Source organism: Terriglobia bacterium (assembly GCA_036496425.1).
Lineage (GTDB): Bacteria > Acidobacteriota > Terriglobia > 20CM-2-55-15 > 20CM-2-55-15 > 20CM-2-55-15.
The window spans coordinates 1-15,314 of sequence record DASXLG010000166.1 but is presented as its reverse complement, the minus strand read 5'-3'; the positions used below and the strand labels follow the sequence as shown (position 1 = coordinate 15,314).

Genomic DNA, 15,314 nt, shown 5'->3' with positions numbered 1-15,314 from the left:
AGGGGAGTACAATGTCCTTTAGGAGCCTGACCATGAAGTTCTTCCTCGATACTGCAAATATTGACGAGATCCGCGAGGTTGCCAGCACGGGCATTCTCGACGGCATCACGACAAATCCGACGCTTATTTCGAAGGAAGGGAACACCTTCGAGGATCAATTGCTCAAGATTTGCTCATTGGTGAATGGTCCTGTCAGCGCGGAGACGGTGAGCCGCGATGCTGCCGGCATGGTTGAGGAAGGAAGGCACCTTGCAAAGCTGCATCCGAACATCGTCGTCAAATGTCCCATGACGAAAGAAGGACTCAAGGCGACGAAGATTCTCAGCGACGATCGCATCCGAGTCAATGTCACGCTGGTGTTTTCGGCCCCACAGGCGATCATGGCCGCGAAGGCCGGCGCATACTTTGTCAGCCCGTTTGTCGGCCGTCTCGACGATATCGGCGAAAACGGCATGCAACTGATCAAGACGATCGTTGCCATCTTCAACAATTACGAATTCAAGACAGAGGTTCTCGTCGCCTCGATCCGGCATCCTGTTCATGTCGTGCAGGCCGGGCTGTTCGGGGCGGACATCTGCACGATGCCCGCGAAAGTATTCGACCAGCTGCTGAAACATCCATTGACGGACAAAGGGGTTGAGCAATTCCTCAAGGATTGGGAGAAGGTCCCTGTAATCAAGTAAGGGGAATAGCCACAAAAGCAAAGATGGCCAAAGTTACGGCGACTTCCCGCATTGAGCAACTTCTTACATTGAACCGTGCCGCTGAAATCGGCGGCGGCGCCGAGCGTCTGAACCGGCAGAAGGCCGAAGGTAAGCTCACAGCCCGCGAAAGAATCGCGCTGCTGCTCGACAAGGATTCCTTCGAAGAACTCGACAAGTTTGTCACGCATCGCTGCCTCGATTTCGGAATGCAGGAGCAGCAGTATCCGGGTGACGGCGTGATCGGCGGCTACGGCCGCATCGATGGGCGCCTGGTGTATGTGTTCGCTCAGGACTTCACCGTCTTCGGCGGTTCGCTCAGCGAAACCAACGCGCTCAAAATCTGCAAGCTGATGGACCTCGCCATGAAGATGGGGGCTCCTGTCATCGGTCTGAATGATTCCGGCGGCGCCCGAATTCAGGAAGGCGTCGTTTCGCTGGCCGGTTACGCCGACATTTTCTTGAGGAATACCGTTGCGTCCGGAGTGATTCCGCAGATTTCCGCGATCATGGGACCTTGCGCGGGAGGCGCCGTTTACTCGCCCGCGATCACGGACTTCATCGCGATGGTCGATAAGACGAGTTACATGTTCGTCACCGGTCCGGACGTCATCAAGACCGTTACTCACGAAGAAGTCACGAAAGAAGAGCTGGGCGGCGCAATGACGCACAACAGCACGAGCGGCGTGGCGCATTTTGTCTCTCACAATGACGAGGAATGTTTGCTGCTGCTGCGCGAGCTGCTTTCGTTTCTTCCATCCAACAACCTGGAAGATCCGCCGAAGCGTCCAACGAACGACCCCTGGGATCGTATCGAAGAATCGTTGAATTCGCTCGTGCCGGCCGAGTCGAACGTCCCGTACGACATCAAGGATGTGATTCACGCTGTCGTCGATGAGGGCTATTTCTTCGAAGTTCAGGAGCACTACGCGAAGAACCTGGTGATCGGGTTTGCAAGGCTGGATGGACGTTCGGTCGGAATTGTTGCGAATCAGCCTGCATTTCTTGCGGGCTGTCTCGACATTTCGGGATCGGTGAAGGGCGCGCGGTTCGTACGGTTCTGCGATGCCTTCAACATTCCTCTGATCACTTTCGAAGACGTTCCCGGTTTTCTTCCCGGATCGAATCAGGAGTTCGGCGGCATTATCAAACACGGCGCGAAGCTATTGTTCGCCTTTGCCGAAGCCACGGTGCCCAAACTCACCGTGATCACCAGAAAAGCATATGGCGGAGCCTACTGCGTGATGGCCAGCAAACACATTCGAACCGACGTGAACTTCGCTTATCCAACCGCGGAAATCGCAGTGATGGGACCGGAGGGCGCGGTCAACATTATTTACAGGCGGGAACTGGCCGGAGCTAAAGACGTCGAGCAGGTGCGCCAGGAGAAGGTCCAGGAGTTTCGCGACAAGTTTGCCAATCCATACGTAGCCGCCGAGCGTGGGTTTATCGACGAAATCATCGAGCCGAAATTCACACGCAAAAAGTTGATAACGGCGTTACGGATGCTGGATACCAAACGGGATCAGAATCCCCCGAAAAAGCACGGGAACATCCCCCTATAAGACCATTGGATCATTGCATCATTAGAGGTTTTTTCATTTCTTCAACTTGAAGAAATGAAAAAATCTCTAATGATGCAATTTGAATTAGGCTTTTTAAGGCGGACTAGTATTCCCGCATCGCCGCCACTTTGTTCCCGACCTGCAGGGATTGTTCGTAGAGCCACCCGACTGTCATTCCTCCCGGCAGCGTGGCGCGGCCGATCGCATTCAGGCCTGCGGAGGCGATACAGCCGCATTGGGAGCAATCGGGGTTTCCGCCGAACTGGCACGGAGTGATGCCGGTTTTCAAATCCGCCGTGATCGTTTGTGTCGTCCGCGCAAAGATGCAGTCGTTCGGACTTGCGGGAGGGCTCAGGAGTCCGTTGATGGTCACCGCCGTCATGTCGAGTTTTGGATACAACTGACGGAATTCGAGCAGTTCCCTCACCACGCTGACGCGCGCCGGCTGCGGCAGGATCTCATAGCTGGTTTCGCCGATTTGCGGTGTAAAGATGCTGAACCAGATTCTGGCGATCTCAGGCCGTACCGACCAGAAGTCCAGGAATTCCCGCAAGTATCCGGTGCGCTCCGTCATCTGGCGGGTAATGGTGCAGTGGATCGTAATATGGTGCCCTTCGATGTTCTTGAGGATACGTTCGTAGGTTGCGGGTTTGCGGCGGACGTCGTGTTCGGGCGCCAGGCCATCGATGGAAACGATGACGGCGACGTTCAGATACTTTTTCCACTCGATCGGTACCGGGCGCACCGCGCTGGTGACGACGTGCGTTTTGATCCCGCGGGCGTCCAGGCGCGGCAGGATTTCGTTCAGCTCCCGGAACCGGACAAGAGGTTCGCCGCCTACGATGGAGATGTGCAAGGGCTGGTGCCGCTCGACCAGATCCATGAAACGCCGGATCAGTTCGTCACCTCTGTAATCGCTGACCTGGTTGAGGAGTCCGTTGCCGCCGAGATGTTCGCCTCCGTATGCATAGCACCCGGGACAGGCCAATGGGCATTCTTTCGTGATCTCAATCGACAATGCCGGCGGGCGCCCTTCGAGAATGCTTTTCCAGCTGTTCAGAATGTCGGTGACCCTCATGCAATCAATTAGACCATGAATGTTCGGATGGTAAGCACGACTCTGCGCTACAATTTTTCTGATGCTTTACTTCTTGTTAACGCTGCTGTTGATGTCTCCGAAGGAGGCAAAGTGGTTCGAAGTTTCATCCGACCACTTCCTGCTTTATACCGACACCAGCGAGATGAAAGGCAGGCGTCTGCTGTCGGACCTTGAAAATCGCGTCGCTGCGTTTGCGCAGGCGTTCGGAAGGGTTCCGCCACGGCAATTTCCGATCGAAGTGTTTCTTTTTAAAGAAGACCAGGACTTCTATGAAGCGCTTCCTCCGGTGAAGAGCGATCCGAATATCGTCACCGTGCAACAACGGCGGCCGGCGGGGCCGTTTGGTCTTCCTCTTCCCGGTGGTGGCGGAATTCCAGGCGGCACAGGCGGTCCCACAGGCACCGGTGGTCCAGGTGTGCCCACTGATCCAGGTATTCCGGGAAGTGGAGGTGGCAATGTTCCTGGCCTGGGTACGCCATTGCCCGATCACACTCCGGCAGAGAATCAGCTGCGGAAAGCTGCATATCTGCTTCGCGGTCCCGATCGGGTCTTCATTGTGGCTCGGGATAAATCGCCGGACGCTATCGCAAACGATGTCGGCCACGCACTGGGTCATATGCTGTTCGAACGATACGTGGTGTGGCGCCCGTTCTGGCTGGCGGAAGGCGCCGCGGAATATGTGCGAAACATCGGCCGGGCGGCGGATACGAAACCAATTTCTGCAGAGGATGCATTCAGCGCCGCGGATATGTTCACGATCGTTCAAAGCGGGACGTACAAAGATGACGATCCGCCTACACCGTTTCGCACCGAGTCTTATCGCCTTGTGAGGCTGCTGTTGGACAGCAAGCCGGAGGCTCTGAAACAGTTCATTGCGGACCTGCACAAGCCGTCTTCCACCGCGCCGAAGTTTCCGGTCGCTGCCGATTCCCTGGAAGATCCGTTAAAGGGTTATGTCGAGGCGCCATTGAAGGCAGCGTCGACTGTGCCCGCGCTGAGGAGCAGCGAGGCGGATATGGCGAAGCTTGCCGTCCACCGCGGTGACCTTCTCGTAGCGTCAGCCCGCGATTCGGAGGCGGGACGCTGGTACAACGCCGATTCCAAAGACGCGCGCGCCGCGCGCGCCATATTGACCAAATATAACCGGCCCGCTCCGGAAGCCGTACGGGCAATGGATCGCGCAGCCCGCGAACTTCCGGATAACGGCCTGGTCCAATATCACTTCGGCGTGATGGACGTTAAGGACCTGAAGGATGTGCAGGCACAGCAGGCCGCCCTCGAACGGGCGGTGCAACTGCTGCCGCTGATGGGAAGAGCGTATGCCGAACTTGCCCGCGTCGACGCGCAGACCGGCCAGCAGTTGGACAAGGCCCTGCCCCTTGTCGCGAAAGCTTTGGAGCTGGAACCCGAGTACGCCGACCACTTTTATGAGATTCGCGCGGACGTTCATCTCGCCCTGGGACAAACAGCCGAAGCGCTTCAGGATGTCAGCATTGCGACGGACCTGCCTCATCCCGATCGATCCGTCGTCGAGGGGTACCTGGCGAAGAGTGCGGACATTCGCAAGCGCATCGAGGCCGTGCGCCGGGAAGGCGATCAGCGCGATCTGGATCAGGTCGCAAAAGAAGTTCACGACAAAGTCGCTGAACTCGAACCGCCGCCGAAGCCCGCGCCGCCCCCTGCTCCCGTGGCAGAGGGAACAATACGCTACGAAATCGAAACGCGCGCGCCGATCGAAGTCGTCGATGCCGTTTATCCGGACTATCCGGAAATATTGCGAGCCAAGCACGCGGCCGGAACAATTGCTTTCCGCGTCGATATCGGCCCGGACGGAAAAGTGAAAACCGCATCCGTCGCCAGTTCCCAGCTTCCGGATCTCAACAACGACACCCTGGACGCCGTAAAGAAGTGGGTGTTCAAACCCGGGAATCGCAGTATCCGCCTCGTATTAACCTTTTCGCTCCAGTAAGCCCAATCACCACCAATACGACAAGAGATATGACGCTAAGCGCGGCGCCGTAGACAAAGCTGGCGGGCCTGAAGACAAGACGAATGTCGTGCAAGCCGGACGGAACAATGAGACCGGTAAGCGCCACATCCACTGGAAACACTTCTGTCCGCCGGCCGTCGACTTCGGCATGCCAACCGGGATAGTACGTCTGGCTGAAGATCAGAGCAGACGGTTCGGAGCTTGCGGCGCGGACGGCGATGTCATTGATATGGGTGGCAATGAGCTCAGCATGGTGCGAGAGCGGCAATCCCGGAACCATCGGGTTCTGCGGTTGGTTTGTCACTCCATCGGGAGTCTTCGATACGGTGAAGGCGTATTGAGGGTCGAATGTGGGATCTTTCAGGACGGCCAGCTGACCGTTGATTTCCGGAACCACGCGCATGCCTCTTAGCGGGACCACGAAAGCTCGCGGCAGAGCCGTCCTGTTTTCGAGGGCGGCAATGTCGCCGTCGTTGTAAGCAAGTGAATACCGGCCCGTAGACAGAAAGCGATGGAACTCCCGGGAATCGGGTGGCAGCACCAGATATTTCACGTTGAACAGATCGAGTCTGCGATCGTTGAATCGCGAAAGACGATCCGCGGTGAAAAAGATTCCGTCTCCCTCAGCCATATAGTCGAGCGCGAGCGCGTGAGGCAGGGGCGTCAGCCGCACTTCGTAGCCGTCAGCCGAGGCTAGTCCATAAACCATGTTCGCATTTGCCGGAAAGGGGCCGTTGAGCTGCGCAACCCGGAACCGGGCGGGCTCGGCATTCTTTGCAAGGAAGTCGAACACTGGAGCGTTTGGGAAGATTTCACGAGGCGTCGCGAATCCCGTATAGCCATAGGCAAATGTCATGAGATCAAACGCAACGATGGCGCACGCGATGCTCGAGAATGTGGTGCCCTTCAAACGGCCGTACAGTCTCAGGAGCACCGGGATCGTCCCCGCAATCAGCATCGCCCGGGAAAATGAGGGTCTCCGGATAAGCTCGATCCTGATTTCAGTCGCGAGACGCAAGTCATAGACGAGCAGAAAAACGCCCGCGGCCGTGGCCATCACTATGGAAAATGCGAGAAGGCGGCGCGATCCGAAAAAAACGTCTTCTTCAAGGACCGAGATTCCCAGTCCCGCCAGGGCGGCGATTCCGAAGCCAGCCAGGAAGATCATTCGACCGTTTTTCACGCCGGATAGTACGGGGATGTGCGCTACCAGTGAGTATGCCGGTTCCACCCCGTAAGCAATGGCGAGAGCAGTTATTGTAAGGATCGCCAGGAATAGGACGTGTCTCTTCGCGCGGTGCAGCAGGCCGAGCGGGGCAACAATCAGGGTCAGCATTCCGGCATATGCGGCGGCCTCCGGGACCTGGACACCCGCGGAATTGGGTCCCCTGATCATGTCGCGCGACACCCAGGCCAGAACCTGGTGCATCGGAAGCAGCGGCCATCTCGCCGCCAGCGCTCCCGGCATCTGTGCCAGCCATTCGAGTGTTGGAATCATTTGAATGGAAGCAAGGCCGCCCGCGAGCGCGCCCGCCGCCAGGAACCGCCAGGCAAAACGAAGGTCAAAACGTAAGGAGGCCCAGGTGACGACGGCCATCGCGATCGCAACCAGCGTCACATGCGCCGCTGTTTCCGGATGTCCCGCGAGGACCGGCATTGCGAACGCAAATGCTGCGAGCGCAATCCCGCCATTCGATTCCGGCTTTGCGAGGCGAAGCACGGCGTAGCACATCAACGGAAGCCATGTGGCGGAATCCGCCATCGGCTGGCCTTGCCATGCGGTCAGGAAGCCGCAGAGTGTGAAGCTGATACCCGAAAACAGCGAGCCGGCTCTGGATCCGCCGATAGCGCGGACAAACAGCGTCATGAAGACGCCTGCCAGAAAAACGCGCAGCATCAGGCACAGTGTCCAGGCAACCGGAAGCGGCAGGATGTAATAGAGCACGTTGGGCGGATAAAACAGAGAGGATTGCGGACTTGCCTGGAAAGGAGTTCCGCTGAGCAGATAGGGATTCCAGAGCGGCAGTGTCCCTTCGTGAATCGCCTTCGACATGAATGCCCGCGAGGGGTAAAAAGCCGTAATCAGATCTCCGATATCCGCATAGTCCCGAAAGGCTTCGACCACCGTGCGGTTCCACGCGGGAAACTGCAGCACGATATCGCGCGGGAATGGCACCCGTCCGGCCAGAACCGGCAAATAGAGCAGGACCGCAAGCGCAGCGAAGAGCACAATCGTTGCCTGCCAGAATCCGCGCTCTGTTTTCATTTCCAGCTTAGGAATTCCCATCCGGTGCGGCGATTATACAGGCAGGATGTCGACGTCGAGGTTTGCGGACTGAGCAAGGGGCGTCAGATGATCCGGATCGGACGTCAGGATGAAATCGCCGTCTGTCGCAAGCAGCACAACGGCCGCATCGACGACGTCGGACATCCGGGTCCGTCCGAGCAATATGCCTGCCCGGCGGCCCAATGCGTCGTCGAGCGGCGCAATCTGGAGAGCAGGCAACAACCGCGCCAGATTCGATTGCCGGCCGGATACACCCCGCCACACCTGGCCTACGATGCCTCCATGGGTGTGCGGCGCCCGTCCGGAAAGCAGTTCCTGCTTGATTAATGCGATCGTGTCGCGATCGTCCGTTCGACGGCTACCAACGCCCCGGCATCCAATACGAGGCTCATCGCGGCCTGCGCGGTCTGTGCGGTGAAGTGGATTTGTCTGCCGGCATTACACGGACCGGAATTGCGCGCGCCCTCGCCCGGCGTACGGCCTGTTTTATTTCGTCTGGAGTGATTTCACCATGGCCGGCTTCGTAAGCTGCAATGAAACCGGCGAGCGCTTCCAATCTTCGGTCTTGATCGAGCTTCAGCCTGAGGGCATCGTTGACCCACGCGCTGACACTCTCCGAGCGGCCCCTGGCCACTGCATTTTCCACAGCTTCGATCAAGTCTTGATCAACGGAGGCCGACAGACGTTGTTTGCTCATACGATCATCCTAATACACTGCCAACAATCTGCCACGGCACGAAAACACCCGCAGATGTGTGGCTCAGAGATGATGGTTCCATACATATAGCCATTGACAATGTATCCATATCGGCTATAGCCTGACTGGCTATGGTTTACAGAAATGACGAGATTGATCCGCTTCTGCCGCTTCCGCCGGCCACATTTCACATCTTGATGGCTGTGGCGGACGAAGACCGCCATGGCTACGCAATCATCCAGGACATTGCGGCGCGCACGAACGGAGAACTGCAGATGAGCGCTGGAACGTTATACCGATCGATTCAAAGGATGCAGGAACAGGGTTTGATCGTCGAAACGCGGGAGCGGCCGGCGCCCGAAGATGACGACGAACGACGGCGATACTACCGGATAACACCCTTTGGTCTGTCGGTCGCCCGCGCCGAAGCGCGGCGGCTGACACAGATGGTGAAACTCGCTCGCGCGAGAGGTATAGCGCCGGAGAAAGCCTGATGCGGTTCCATCGATTTCTTTTGTACCTCTATCCGGCATCGTTCCGCGGCGAATACGGCGGCGAGTTGCGCGACATCTTCGTTGAAAAGAGGCGCCAGGCGGGAAACCCGCTGTCGATCCTTTGTCTCTGGCTCCGTGAGATCGCCGATACTATTTTCAACGCCGGTTGCGCCCATTGGGACATTCTCCGGCAGGATTTGCGTCACGCCGCGAGGATGGCCACACGTGCTCCCGGCTTTGCTCTGACGGCGATTGCTGTCACCGGACTCGGCATTGGAGCGACTACCGCTGTATTTTCGGTCGCGGATCACGCGCTGTTGCATCCCTTTACGTTTTCGGATGCCAACCGGCTCGTTCAAATCTGGCAGCGAACTCCCGCGTACTCCCATCTCGAACTCTCGCCGCCGAATTTCTACGACTGGCGCCGCAGAGCCGGTTCCTTTGAAACCATGGCAGCATACGCTCAGTTCAGATGGAATGTTGTGGGCGAAGGCGATCCTCAGCGTATCGAAGGCACGGCCGCGACTCCGGATTTCTTCAAAGTTCTTTCGGTCAAGCCCCTGACCGGGCGCCTCTTCACTGACGAAGACGCGCGGGAAGGCGCGCCGCGAACCGTCATTTTGAGCTATTCATTCTGGCAAACAGTGATGGGCGGCCGCATGGACGTCCTGACAAAGAGCGTCCGTCTGGATAACGACTCCTTTTCCATCGTCGGGATCATGCCTCCGGATTTTGTTTTCCCCTTTCGCGGCGGGCAGCTATGGATTCCGCTGTCGTTGGGAGACCCGCCCCGCGATGCCCGCGACGACTATTATCTGGATGCGATCGCCCGGCTGAAGCCTGGTGTTTCCATGCAGCAGGCAAGGACGGAAATGGGTCTCATCGCAGACCGCCTGGCCAGCGAATTTCCAAGAGAAAACGAAAAAATGAGCGCAGTCGTCGAGGCGCTGTCGGATCAGGTGGCGCCTCAGGCCCGGCTGCTGCTGTGGGCTGTATTCGGGGCGTCCCTTTGCATGCTCCTCATCGCATGTACGAACCTCGCGAATCTTTTTCTGACAAAATCCATATCGCGGCGCAAAGAATTAGCGGTGCGCGCCGCGATTGGTGCCGGAAGGGAAAGGCTGGTCCGCCAGTTACTGACGGAGAGTGTACTGCTGGCTGCGGGAGGCGGCGCGGTCGGGATCCTTGTAGCGATGGCCGCTTTGCCGTTTTTGTCTTCGCTCGTTCCCGGCCGCCTGCCTTTAGCGGATGCAAACGTTCTGGATGCGCGAGTGCTGGTTTTCACTGCGGTGTTGACGCTCGGCACGGGACTGATTTTCGGAGTCCTGCCGGCTTGGCGCGTTTCGCACGGAGTCGATCAGGACGGATTGCGGGAGGGTTCACGCTCCGGCATAGGCGGTCACCGGGATCGAATGCGATCGGCGCTTGTCGTTGCCGAGATCACGATCTCACTTCTCCTTCTCGTTTCTGCAGGGCTTCTCCTTCGCGCCCTTTTGAGGATACAAGCGATCGATCCCGGATTCCGTCCGGACCGCGTTCTCGCGATACAGACGCCGATCCCCATGTCCCGCTATTCGCTGGTATCGACGCGCATGGCTTTCTATCCGAAAGTACTGTCCGAAGTTCGCGCGCTCCCGGGCGTATCGGCGGCGGCATGCATCAGTTCTCTACCCATGGGCCCCGGCGGCGGCGGGATCTGGCCTGTGACCGGAACCGGCAACGCGGAGAACGAACGTGACTCCAACGGGACGAAAACGGTGGGCATGCGGCTTGTGAGTTCCAGTTACTTCGAAACGATGGCGATTCCGCTCCGCTCAGGCAGGGACATCAGCGAATCCGATACCCTCGAAGCGCCGCCCGTGGCAGTGGTCAGCCAATCGTTCGCGGAAAGATACTGGCCCGGTCGGGATCCAATCGGCCGCAGGTTCCACTTCGCATTCGAGAACTTTCCCTTCGCGCAGCAGGACAAGACGGTCGTCGGCGTGGTTGGCGATGTCCGCTTTCGAGGTCTGGAAAGACTAAATGAACCGCAAGTGTACCTTCCCTACAAGCAACTGCCGGATCGCACCTCCGTCTTTTACTCGCCGCAGGAATTTGTGGTTCGTTCGTCATTGGACACTGCAGCGCTGTCTCCGTCGATCCGCCGCATTATTCAGAAGGCCGATCCGGAGCTCCCGATTTCAGCAATCCGTCCCATGAGAGACATCGTCGATACACAGACGGCGCCCCGATCGATGCAACTCCATCTGGTGTTTTCCTTTGCGGGCTTGTCGCTGTTTCTTGCGGGAATCGGTATCTACGGCCTGCTTTCGTTTGCAGTCGGACAACGGTCCGCCGAATTCGGCCTGCGTATCGCGCTTGGAGCGCAGCCGCGGAACATCCTTTCAATGGTGCTGCGTGAGGGCATCATTCTCGCCGGTCTCGGCGGCGTTGCGGGCCTCGTGCTGTCCTATTTTGCCGGATGGTCGATGCAGGCGGTTCTGGCAGGAGTCAGCCCGTTGGATCCGGCAACCGTCGCCGCAGCGGCGATTGTCGCTTTGGTAATGACGTTATCCGGAAGCCTGCTGCCTGCCGTTCGCGCCATGCGGACGGATCCGGCGTCCGTCATCCGGATGGATTGAGACGCACGTACATATAAGGACGGAGACAAGACGCTTTACCAATGAAAGCGGGAACGGAACACAAGAAGCACAAGAGGCGCAAGATCTTCTGCTTCTATTTGTATTCCTCATGAACCAACCGGCGCGCTTCCTTCCCACAGCCGGCATATTCGCGGCTGATAACGCTAATGCCCTTGGGGGTGGCTTCCAACTCGAGTTCTGTATCCGTCGTTGCGCCGGGATCTGAACACTGCCGGTCCTGGACCCGCACGGGCTCATTCAGATCTCCTCTGTGGAGCAACTCAAACCACTGAATGCCGTTTAGCACCAACGGCGTATCCGGGTGCCGGGCTGTACCAAAGGCGTGCAGGTGAGGATTCGTGGTTGAAACCCCGACGATGATGCCATAGGGAAGACCGCTCGCCATCGGTGCCGGCCCGGTCGGCAAAAAGAATTCTGTCGCATTGCCATCATGGTCATTGTCCACAAGGGACATGATCTTCGCTTCGGGTCTGGCCCTCACTCGTGAAATGAAAGCCTGGGTTTCGGGGCTGTCTACCGGATGATCCTCGGCATCGATATCTGTTTTTGTTTCGGCCATCGCTTCACGACTGCTTCATGTTCTGGAAAGCCGCTGAAGAATGGCGTGAGAGGCAGGCGCTCGTATTCGTTACCATTGCGGTATCTCACGAGATCCAACAGGCCTGCTTCCGCATAAACGAATCCCTGGCACGCAACCGTGAACCAACCGCGGTCAAGAATGTCGCAGCGTGGCCGTGGAGGCGCGTGCCACTGCAATTGCCACATCTCTGTGGCACCGTTCACGTAGACGGGTTGGGTTTCCCGGATCAGCGGCCCGGAAATGGTTAACGTGGGGTGGTTACTCATCAGCAGTAGTGCCCATGACGCCAGGAGAATCAGGGCGATTACGAGCGTAGATTTCTTCGTCATTTGATCGCGAGTGTCATGCGGCCATCATTCTCGACAATAGGATTGTGTGCAAGCACAATACAGATTGAGGCCATCCCGACCGTGAATTCAATTAACGAAGTCGCGCCCGCCTTCGTATCGATGGCGCATCGCATCGTGTGGGCCAGTGTGGCGACGGTGGATGGGCGTGCGCGCCCGCGCTCTCGTATTCTGCATCCGATATGGGAATGGGACACAAATCGGCTGACAGGGTGGATCGCAACCAGCCCCACGCCAACCAAACGCGCCCACTTGCAAGCGCACCCGCATGTATCCGTAAACTACTGGTCGCCCAGCCACGATACTTGCGTGGCGGAGTGCCGTGCGGCTTGGGCCTTCGATGATGACACCCGCACGATGGTCTGGAATTTGTTCCTCAATGCTCCGCCGCCAGTCGGCTACAATCCCCGGATTGTGCCTGCATGGGAAAGCCCGACGTGTGGGGCGTTCGCGGTTATCCGGGTGGAACCCTGGAGGTTGCGCGTCTTTCCTGGAAGCATCCTGCTGGGGCATGGTGGCCAGGTTCTCACATGGAAGGAAGAATTCGGTTAGCCTGAAGCTCCGCTCATAGAGCGCCCGTGCAGTTACGGACTGCAATCTGTAGGCGCGGTGGGCCTTGCCCAACGAAAGCGGGAACGAAACTCCGCGACTACGATTGCATGGTATGCATGCATCGCCTATACTGAGTGCATGCAATATACGATTAGAGGAATTCCGCCGGAAGTGGACCGGGCTTTACGACAACGCGCGCGGGCTGAAGGCAAGAGCCTGAACGAAGCCGCTATCGATGCCCTTGCGGAAGCGACAGGCGGCCAGCATCCAAACAAGAAGCGGCGTAATTTACGGGATCTTGTTGGAACCTGGAAACCAGACAGGGAACTCAAGGCAGCACTGGCCGAGCAAGACAAAGTAGATCCGGACCTCTGGCGGTGAGAGTTGCAGTTGATACCAACCGGTACGGCGATTTCTGGGAAGGAGTCGCAAAGACAGTTTCGTTGCTGGAAGAAGCAGAAACGATCATTATGCCTTTTGTCGTTATCGCCGAATTGCGCGCAGGCTTCGTATATGGGAAACGGCAAGGCGAAAACGAACGTAAACTGCGCGAGTTCCTCGCTAGAAGCGGAGCGCGCGTGTTGTTCGCCGATGAAGAAACGACGCATCAATACGCGTCAATTTACCGGCAACTCCGCCGGCAAGGAACTCCCATTCCGACAAATGACATGTGGATTGCCGCTCTCGTCACGCAGCACAGCCTCGCACTACATGACCGCGACAAACATTTCGACCATCTGCCTCAACTTATGCGCGTTTGATACAGCCGGAGGCATTCCCAAAAACAGAGCTGGACTAAACCGCTATCGCGGTAGTCGCACACCGAAACATCCGCAGCAAATCAATCAGGAGATCGAGATCGCTGTCTTCACGCGAAGTTCCGGAAGCATGCGAACCAAACAGGATAATCCGTTCAGGCGCATAGCCTTCCACGACACGATCAACGACTCCTTGAATTGTGTCCAACATCGAAATAACCCTATGCCATTATACAAGCCCGACGAACGGGCTTGTATTTCCTACATCCTGAACCGCGGTGCATTTCAGCAACGGACACGTTACCGGTTGGGACGCTTCACCGTTGAATCCGATCCGGGCAAAGCTCGAGAGCCAAAGTGAGTTGCAGGGGGTTTTACGGCGCCGGTTTAATCCATCACCCGGCCCCCTCCGTAAGTCCCCTCTTTAGGCTACGTGGCTTGGTGGTTAGGGTTTCGACTCCGTAGAATCCGCTCCGCTTCTGGCCGCATGAAGAAGATCCAGACGACGATCTGGAGAAGGAATGGGGCCCACGAGATCAGAGCTGCAAACCAAGGAATATTGCCGGGTTTTTCGCCGGTAATCACGACCTGCTTGTCCCTGAGCATGTTGATCAGTTCCGGATAGTCCATGGGCATGACAGTCTTGAACTGCTGGCCCGTTTTCAGCCGCCCCTTGATGTTGGAGTCGGCAATCGTCACGTCAATCACGTCCCCACGGTGGATTTCCTGAAGGAACCGGCTGAATGGATACGTCTGAGCGGTTCCGCCTGATGTACGTTGCACAAGGGAATAGAGCAACACTGCCGTCACCAGAATCAGTATCCCGAACAGAATCGTTTTCATTGTGGAATTCACGTGGAACCTCCACTAATGTACCGGAATACCTGCATCATGCATTAGAAACCGTTGTACGCCAATTGTTCCGGCGAACATTCCGAAGCCTGCAATCGGGAAATGCGCCGATGCCGACTAATGTCCCGCTTCGTACAGTAATTCCCGCACAGCATTATCGGTGGCCGAGATAGCAGTTGGGGAGTAGTAGGGCAGCTGGTAAGCCTGCCCGATGATCCAGGTCAGAGGAACGCTCGCAAAATCCACGCCGGTTGGCGTATACCACATCAATCAGTACGGGTGAAGTCGAATCGCCCGCTCAGTTGCGTCTTAGACACCGAATATAACTTCAGACGACGCGGATGACGCAGATCGGCGACTATCTGCGGTATCCACGTCATCCGCTGCCTGGCGGTTACCCGGTTACGTGCACATGAATGTCACCGGATCGCTCCAGTCGCTGTAGCCGCCGGCTTTCGCCAGCGAGCGGACCTGGAAGGCGTACGTCGTTCCCTTTGTCAGGCCGCTGAGCGTGACCGGCGCTTTCACGCCGGTCAACGTCAACGTCGTCCATATGGGAGCGGCGCCGTTATTGCTTTCGACGGCGTATTGCAGTTCGTAGCTGACGGCTTTAGGAACAGCCACCAGTCTAATGTCAATCTGCCCACTGTTGGCGCCGTGACCGATGCTGCGGATGTTCTGGGTCAGCGCCGGCGGTAGCGTCCTGGTGTTTGACGCCGGTTGAAACCCGCTGGACTGGAAGACCGCCAT

At 57.5% G+C, this 15,314-nt stretch carries 17 protein-coding genes; 8 read left to right on the top strand and 9 right to left on the bottom strand.

What is annotated here, in order from left to right; translation table 11 throughout:
• The first annotated feature begins 32 nt into the window (after window positions 1-32).
• Together fsa and VGK48_11665 are read left to right on the top strand one after the other, a co-directional pair.
• Complete coding sequence (gene fsa / locus VGK48_11670; protein ID HEY2381827.1) at window positions 33-683, top strand: fructose-6-phosphate aldolase; 651 nt, start codon at window positions 33-35, stop codon at window positions 681-683.
• Between the two features lie 23 nt (window positions 684-706).
• Window positions 707-2,266: a carboxyl transferase domain-containing protein gene (locus VGK48_11665; protein HEY2381826.1), complete on the top strand. Its 1,560-nt coding sequence runs from the start codon at window positions 707-709 to the stop codon at window positions 2,264-2,266.
• Between the two features lie 103 nt (window positions 2,267-2,369).
• On the opposite strand, the gene VGK48_11660 is transcribed toward VGK48_11665, so the two are convergent.
• Entirely contained in the window at window positions 2,370-3,344 is a 975-nt protein-coding gene (locus VGK48_11660; GenBank protein HEY2381825.1) for a radical SAM protein, read from the bottom strand.
• Window positions 3,345-3,405: 61 nt separating this feature from the next.
• Here VGK48_11660 and VGK48_11655 point away from each other — a divergent pair, with 61 nt between their 5' ends.
• Window positions 3,406-5,334 (top strand): TonB family protein, encoded by a 1,929-nt coding sequence (locus VGK48_11655; protein HEY2381824.1) that lies wholly within the window; start codon window positions 3,406-3,408, stop codon window positions 5,332-5,334.
• Here VGK48_11655 and VGK48_11650 read toward each other — a convergent pair.
• The 3 genes from VGK48_11650 to VGK48_11640 all read right to left on the bottom strand — a co-directional run bounded on the left by VGK48_11650 (window position 5,282) and on the right by VGK48_11640 (window position 8,339).
• Window positions 5,282-7,621 (bottom strand): YfhO family protein, encoded by a 2,340-nt coding sequence (locus VGK48_11650; GenBank protein HEY2381823.1) that lies wholly within the window; start codon window positions 7,619-7,621, stop codon window positions 5,282-5,284. The genes VGK48_11655 and VGK48_11650 overlap by 53 nt on opposite strands.
• 33 nt (window positions 7,622-7,654) lie before the next feature.
• Entirely contained in the window at window positions 7,655-7,906 is a 252-nt protein-coding gene (locus VGK48_11645; GenBank protein ID HEY2381822.1) for a hypothetical protein, read from the bottom strand.
• A gap of 124 nt (window positions 7,907-8,030) precedes the next feature.
• The gene (locus VGK48_11640; GenBank protein ID HEY2381821.1) at window positions 8,031-8,339 is read right to left on the bottom strand and encodes a ribbon-helix-helix protein, CopG family; all 309 of its coding nucleotides are present in this window, start codon (window positions 8,337-8,339) and stop codon (window positions 8,031-8,033) included.
• Window positions 8,340-8,470: 131 nt separating this feature from the next.
• Here VGK48_11640 and VGK48_11635 point away from each other — a divergent pair, with 131 nt between their 5' ends.
• The gene (locus tag VGK48_11635; protein ID HEY2381820.1) at window positions 8,471-8,833 is read left to right on the top strand and encodes a PadR family transcriptional regulator; all 363 of its coding nucleotides are present in this window, start codon (window positions 8,471-8,473) and stop codon (window positions 8,831-8,833) included.
• The gene (locus VGK48_11630) at window positions 8,833-11,454 is read left to right on the top strand and encodes an ABC transporter permease (GenBank protein HEY2381819.1); all 2,622 of its coding nucleotides are present in this window, start codon (window positions 8,833-8,835) and stop codon (window positions 11,452-11,454) included. Before VGK48_11635 ends, VGK48_11630 begins: the two co-directional genes overlap by 1 nt.
• A 94-nt stretch (window positions 11,455-11,548) precedes the next feature.
• Here VGK48_11630 and VGK48_11625 read toward each other — a convergent pair whose 3' ends face one another.
• Both VGK48_11625 and VGK48_11620 read right to left on the bottom strand, forming a co-directional pair.
• Window positions 11,549-12,034 carry a hypothetical protein gene (locus tag VGK48_11625; GenBank protein HEY2381818.1) on the bottom strand — a complete coding sequence of 162 codons (486 nt, stop codon included), beginning with the start codon at window positions 12,032-12,034 and terminating at the stop codon, window positions 11,549-11,551.
• Window positions 11,989-12,384 (bottom strand): hypothetical protein, encoded by a 396-nt coding sequence (locus VGK48_11620; GenBank protein HEY2381817.1) that lies wholly within the window; start codon window positions 12,382-12,384, stop codon window positions 11,989-11,991. The genes VGK48_11625 and VGK48_11620 overlap by 46 nt, the downstream gene beginning before the upstream one ends.
• A gap of 81 nt (window positions 12,385-12,465) precedes the next feature.
• Between VGK48_11620 and VGK48_11615 the strand changes: the two genes are divergently transcribed.
• From VGK48_11615 to VGK48_11605, 3 genes are all read left to right on the top strand, one after another.
• Window positions 12,466-12,954 carry a pyridoxamine 5'-phosphate oxidase family protein gene (locus VGK48_11615; protein HEY2381816.1) on the top strand — a complete coding sequence of 163 codons (489 nt, stop codon included), beginning with the start codon at window positions 12,466-12,468 and terminating at the stop codon, window positions 12,952-12,954.
• 138 nt (window positions 12,955-13,092) lie between these two features.
• Window positions 13,093-13,335 carry a hypothetical protein gene (locus tag VGK48_11610; GenBank protein ID HEY2381815.1) on the top strand — a complete coding sequence of 81 codons (243 nt, stop codon included), beginning with the start codon at window positions 13,093-13,095 and terminating at the stop codon, window positions 13,333-13,335.
• Window positions 13,332-13,715 (top strand): type II toxin-antitoxin system VapC family toxin, encoded by a 384-nt coding sequence (locus tag VGK48_11605; GenBank protein HEY2381814.1) that lies wholly within the window; start codon window positions 13,332-13,334, stop codon window positions 13,713-13,715. Before VGK48_11610 ends, VGK48_11605 begins: the two co-directional genes overlap by 4 nt.
• Before the next feature lie 34 nt (window positions 13,716-13,749).
• Here VGK48_11605 and VGK48_11600 read toward each other — a convergent pair whose 3' ends face one another.
• The 3 genes from VGK48_11600 to VGK48_11590 form a co-directional block, all read right to left on the bottom strand.
• Window positions 13,750-13,923: a nucleotidyltransferase domain-containing protein gene (locus VGK48_11600; GenBank protein HEY2381813.1), complete on the bottom strand. Its 174-nt coding sequence runs from the start codon at window positions 13,921-13,923 to the stop codon at window positions 13,750-13,752.
• 218 nt (window positions 13,924-14,141) lie between these two features.
• A complete protein-coding gene (locus tag VGK48_11595; GenBank protein ID HEY2381812.1) occupies window positions 14,142-14,567 on the bottom strand; it encodes an ATP-dependent metallopeptidase FtsH/Yme1/Tma family protein in 426 nt (141 codons plus the stop codon).
• Between the two features lie 399 nt (window positions 14,568-14,966).
• Window positions 14,967-15,314: fibronectin type III domain-containing protein (locus VGK48_11590; GenBank protein ID HEY2381811.1), on the bottom strand; the 348-nt coding region annotated here is incomplete at its 5' end.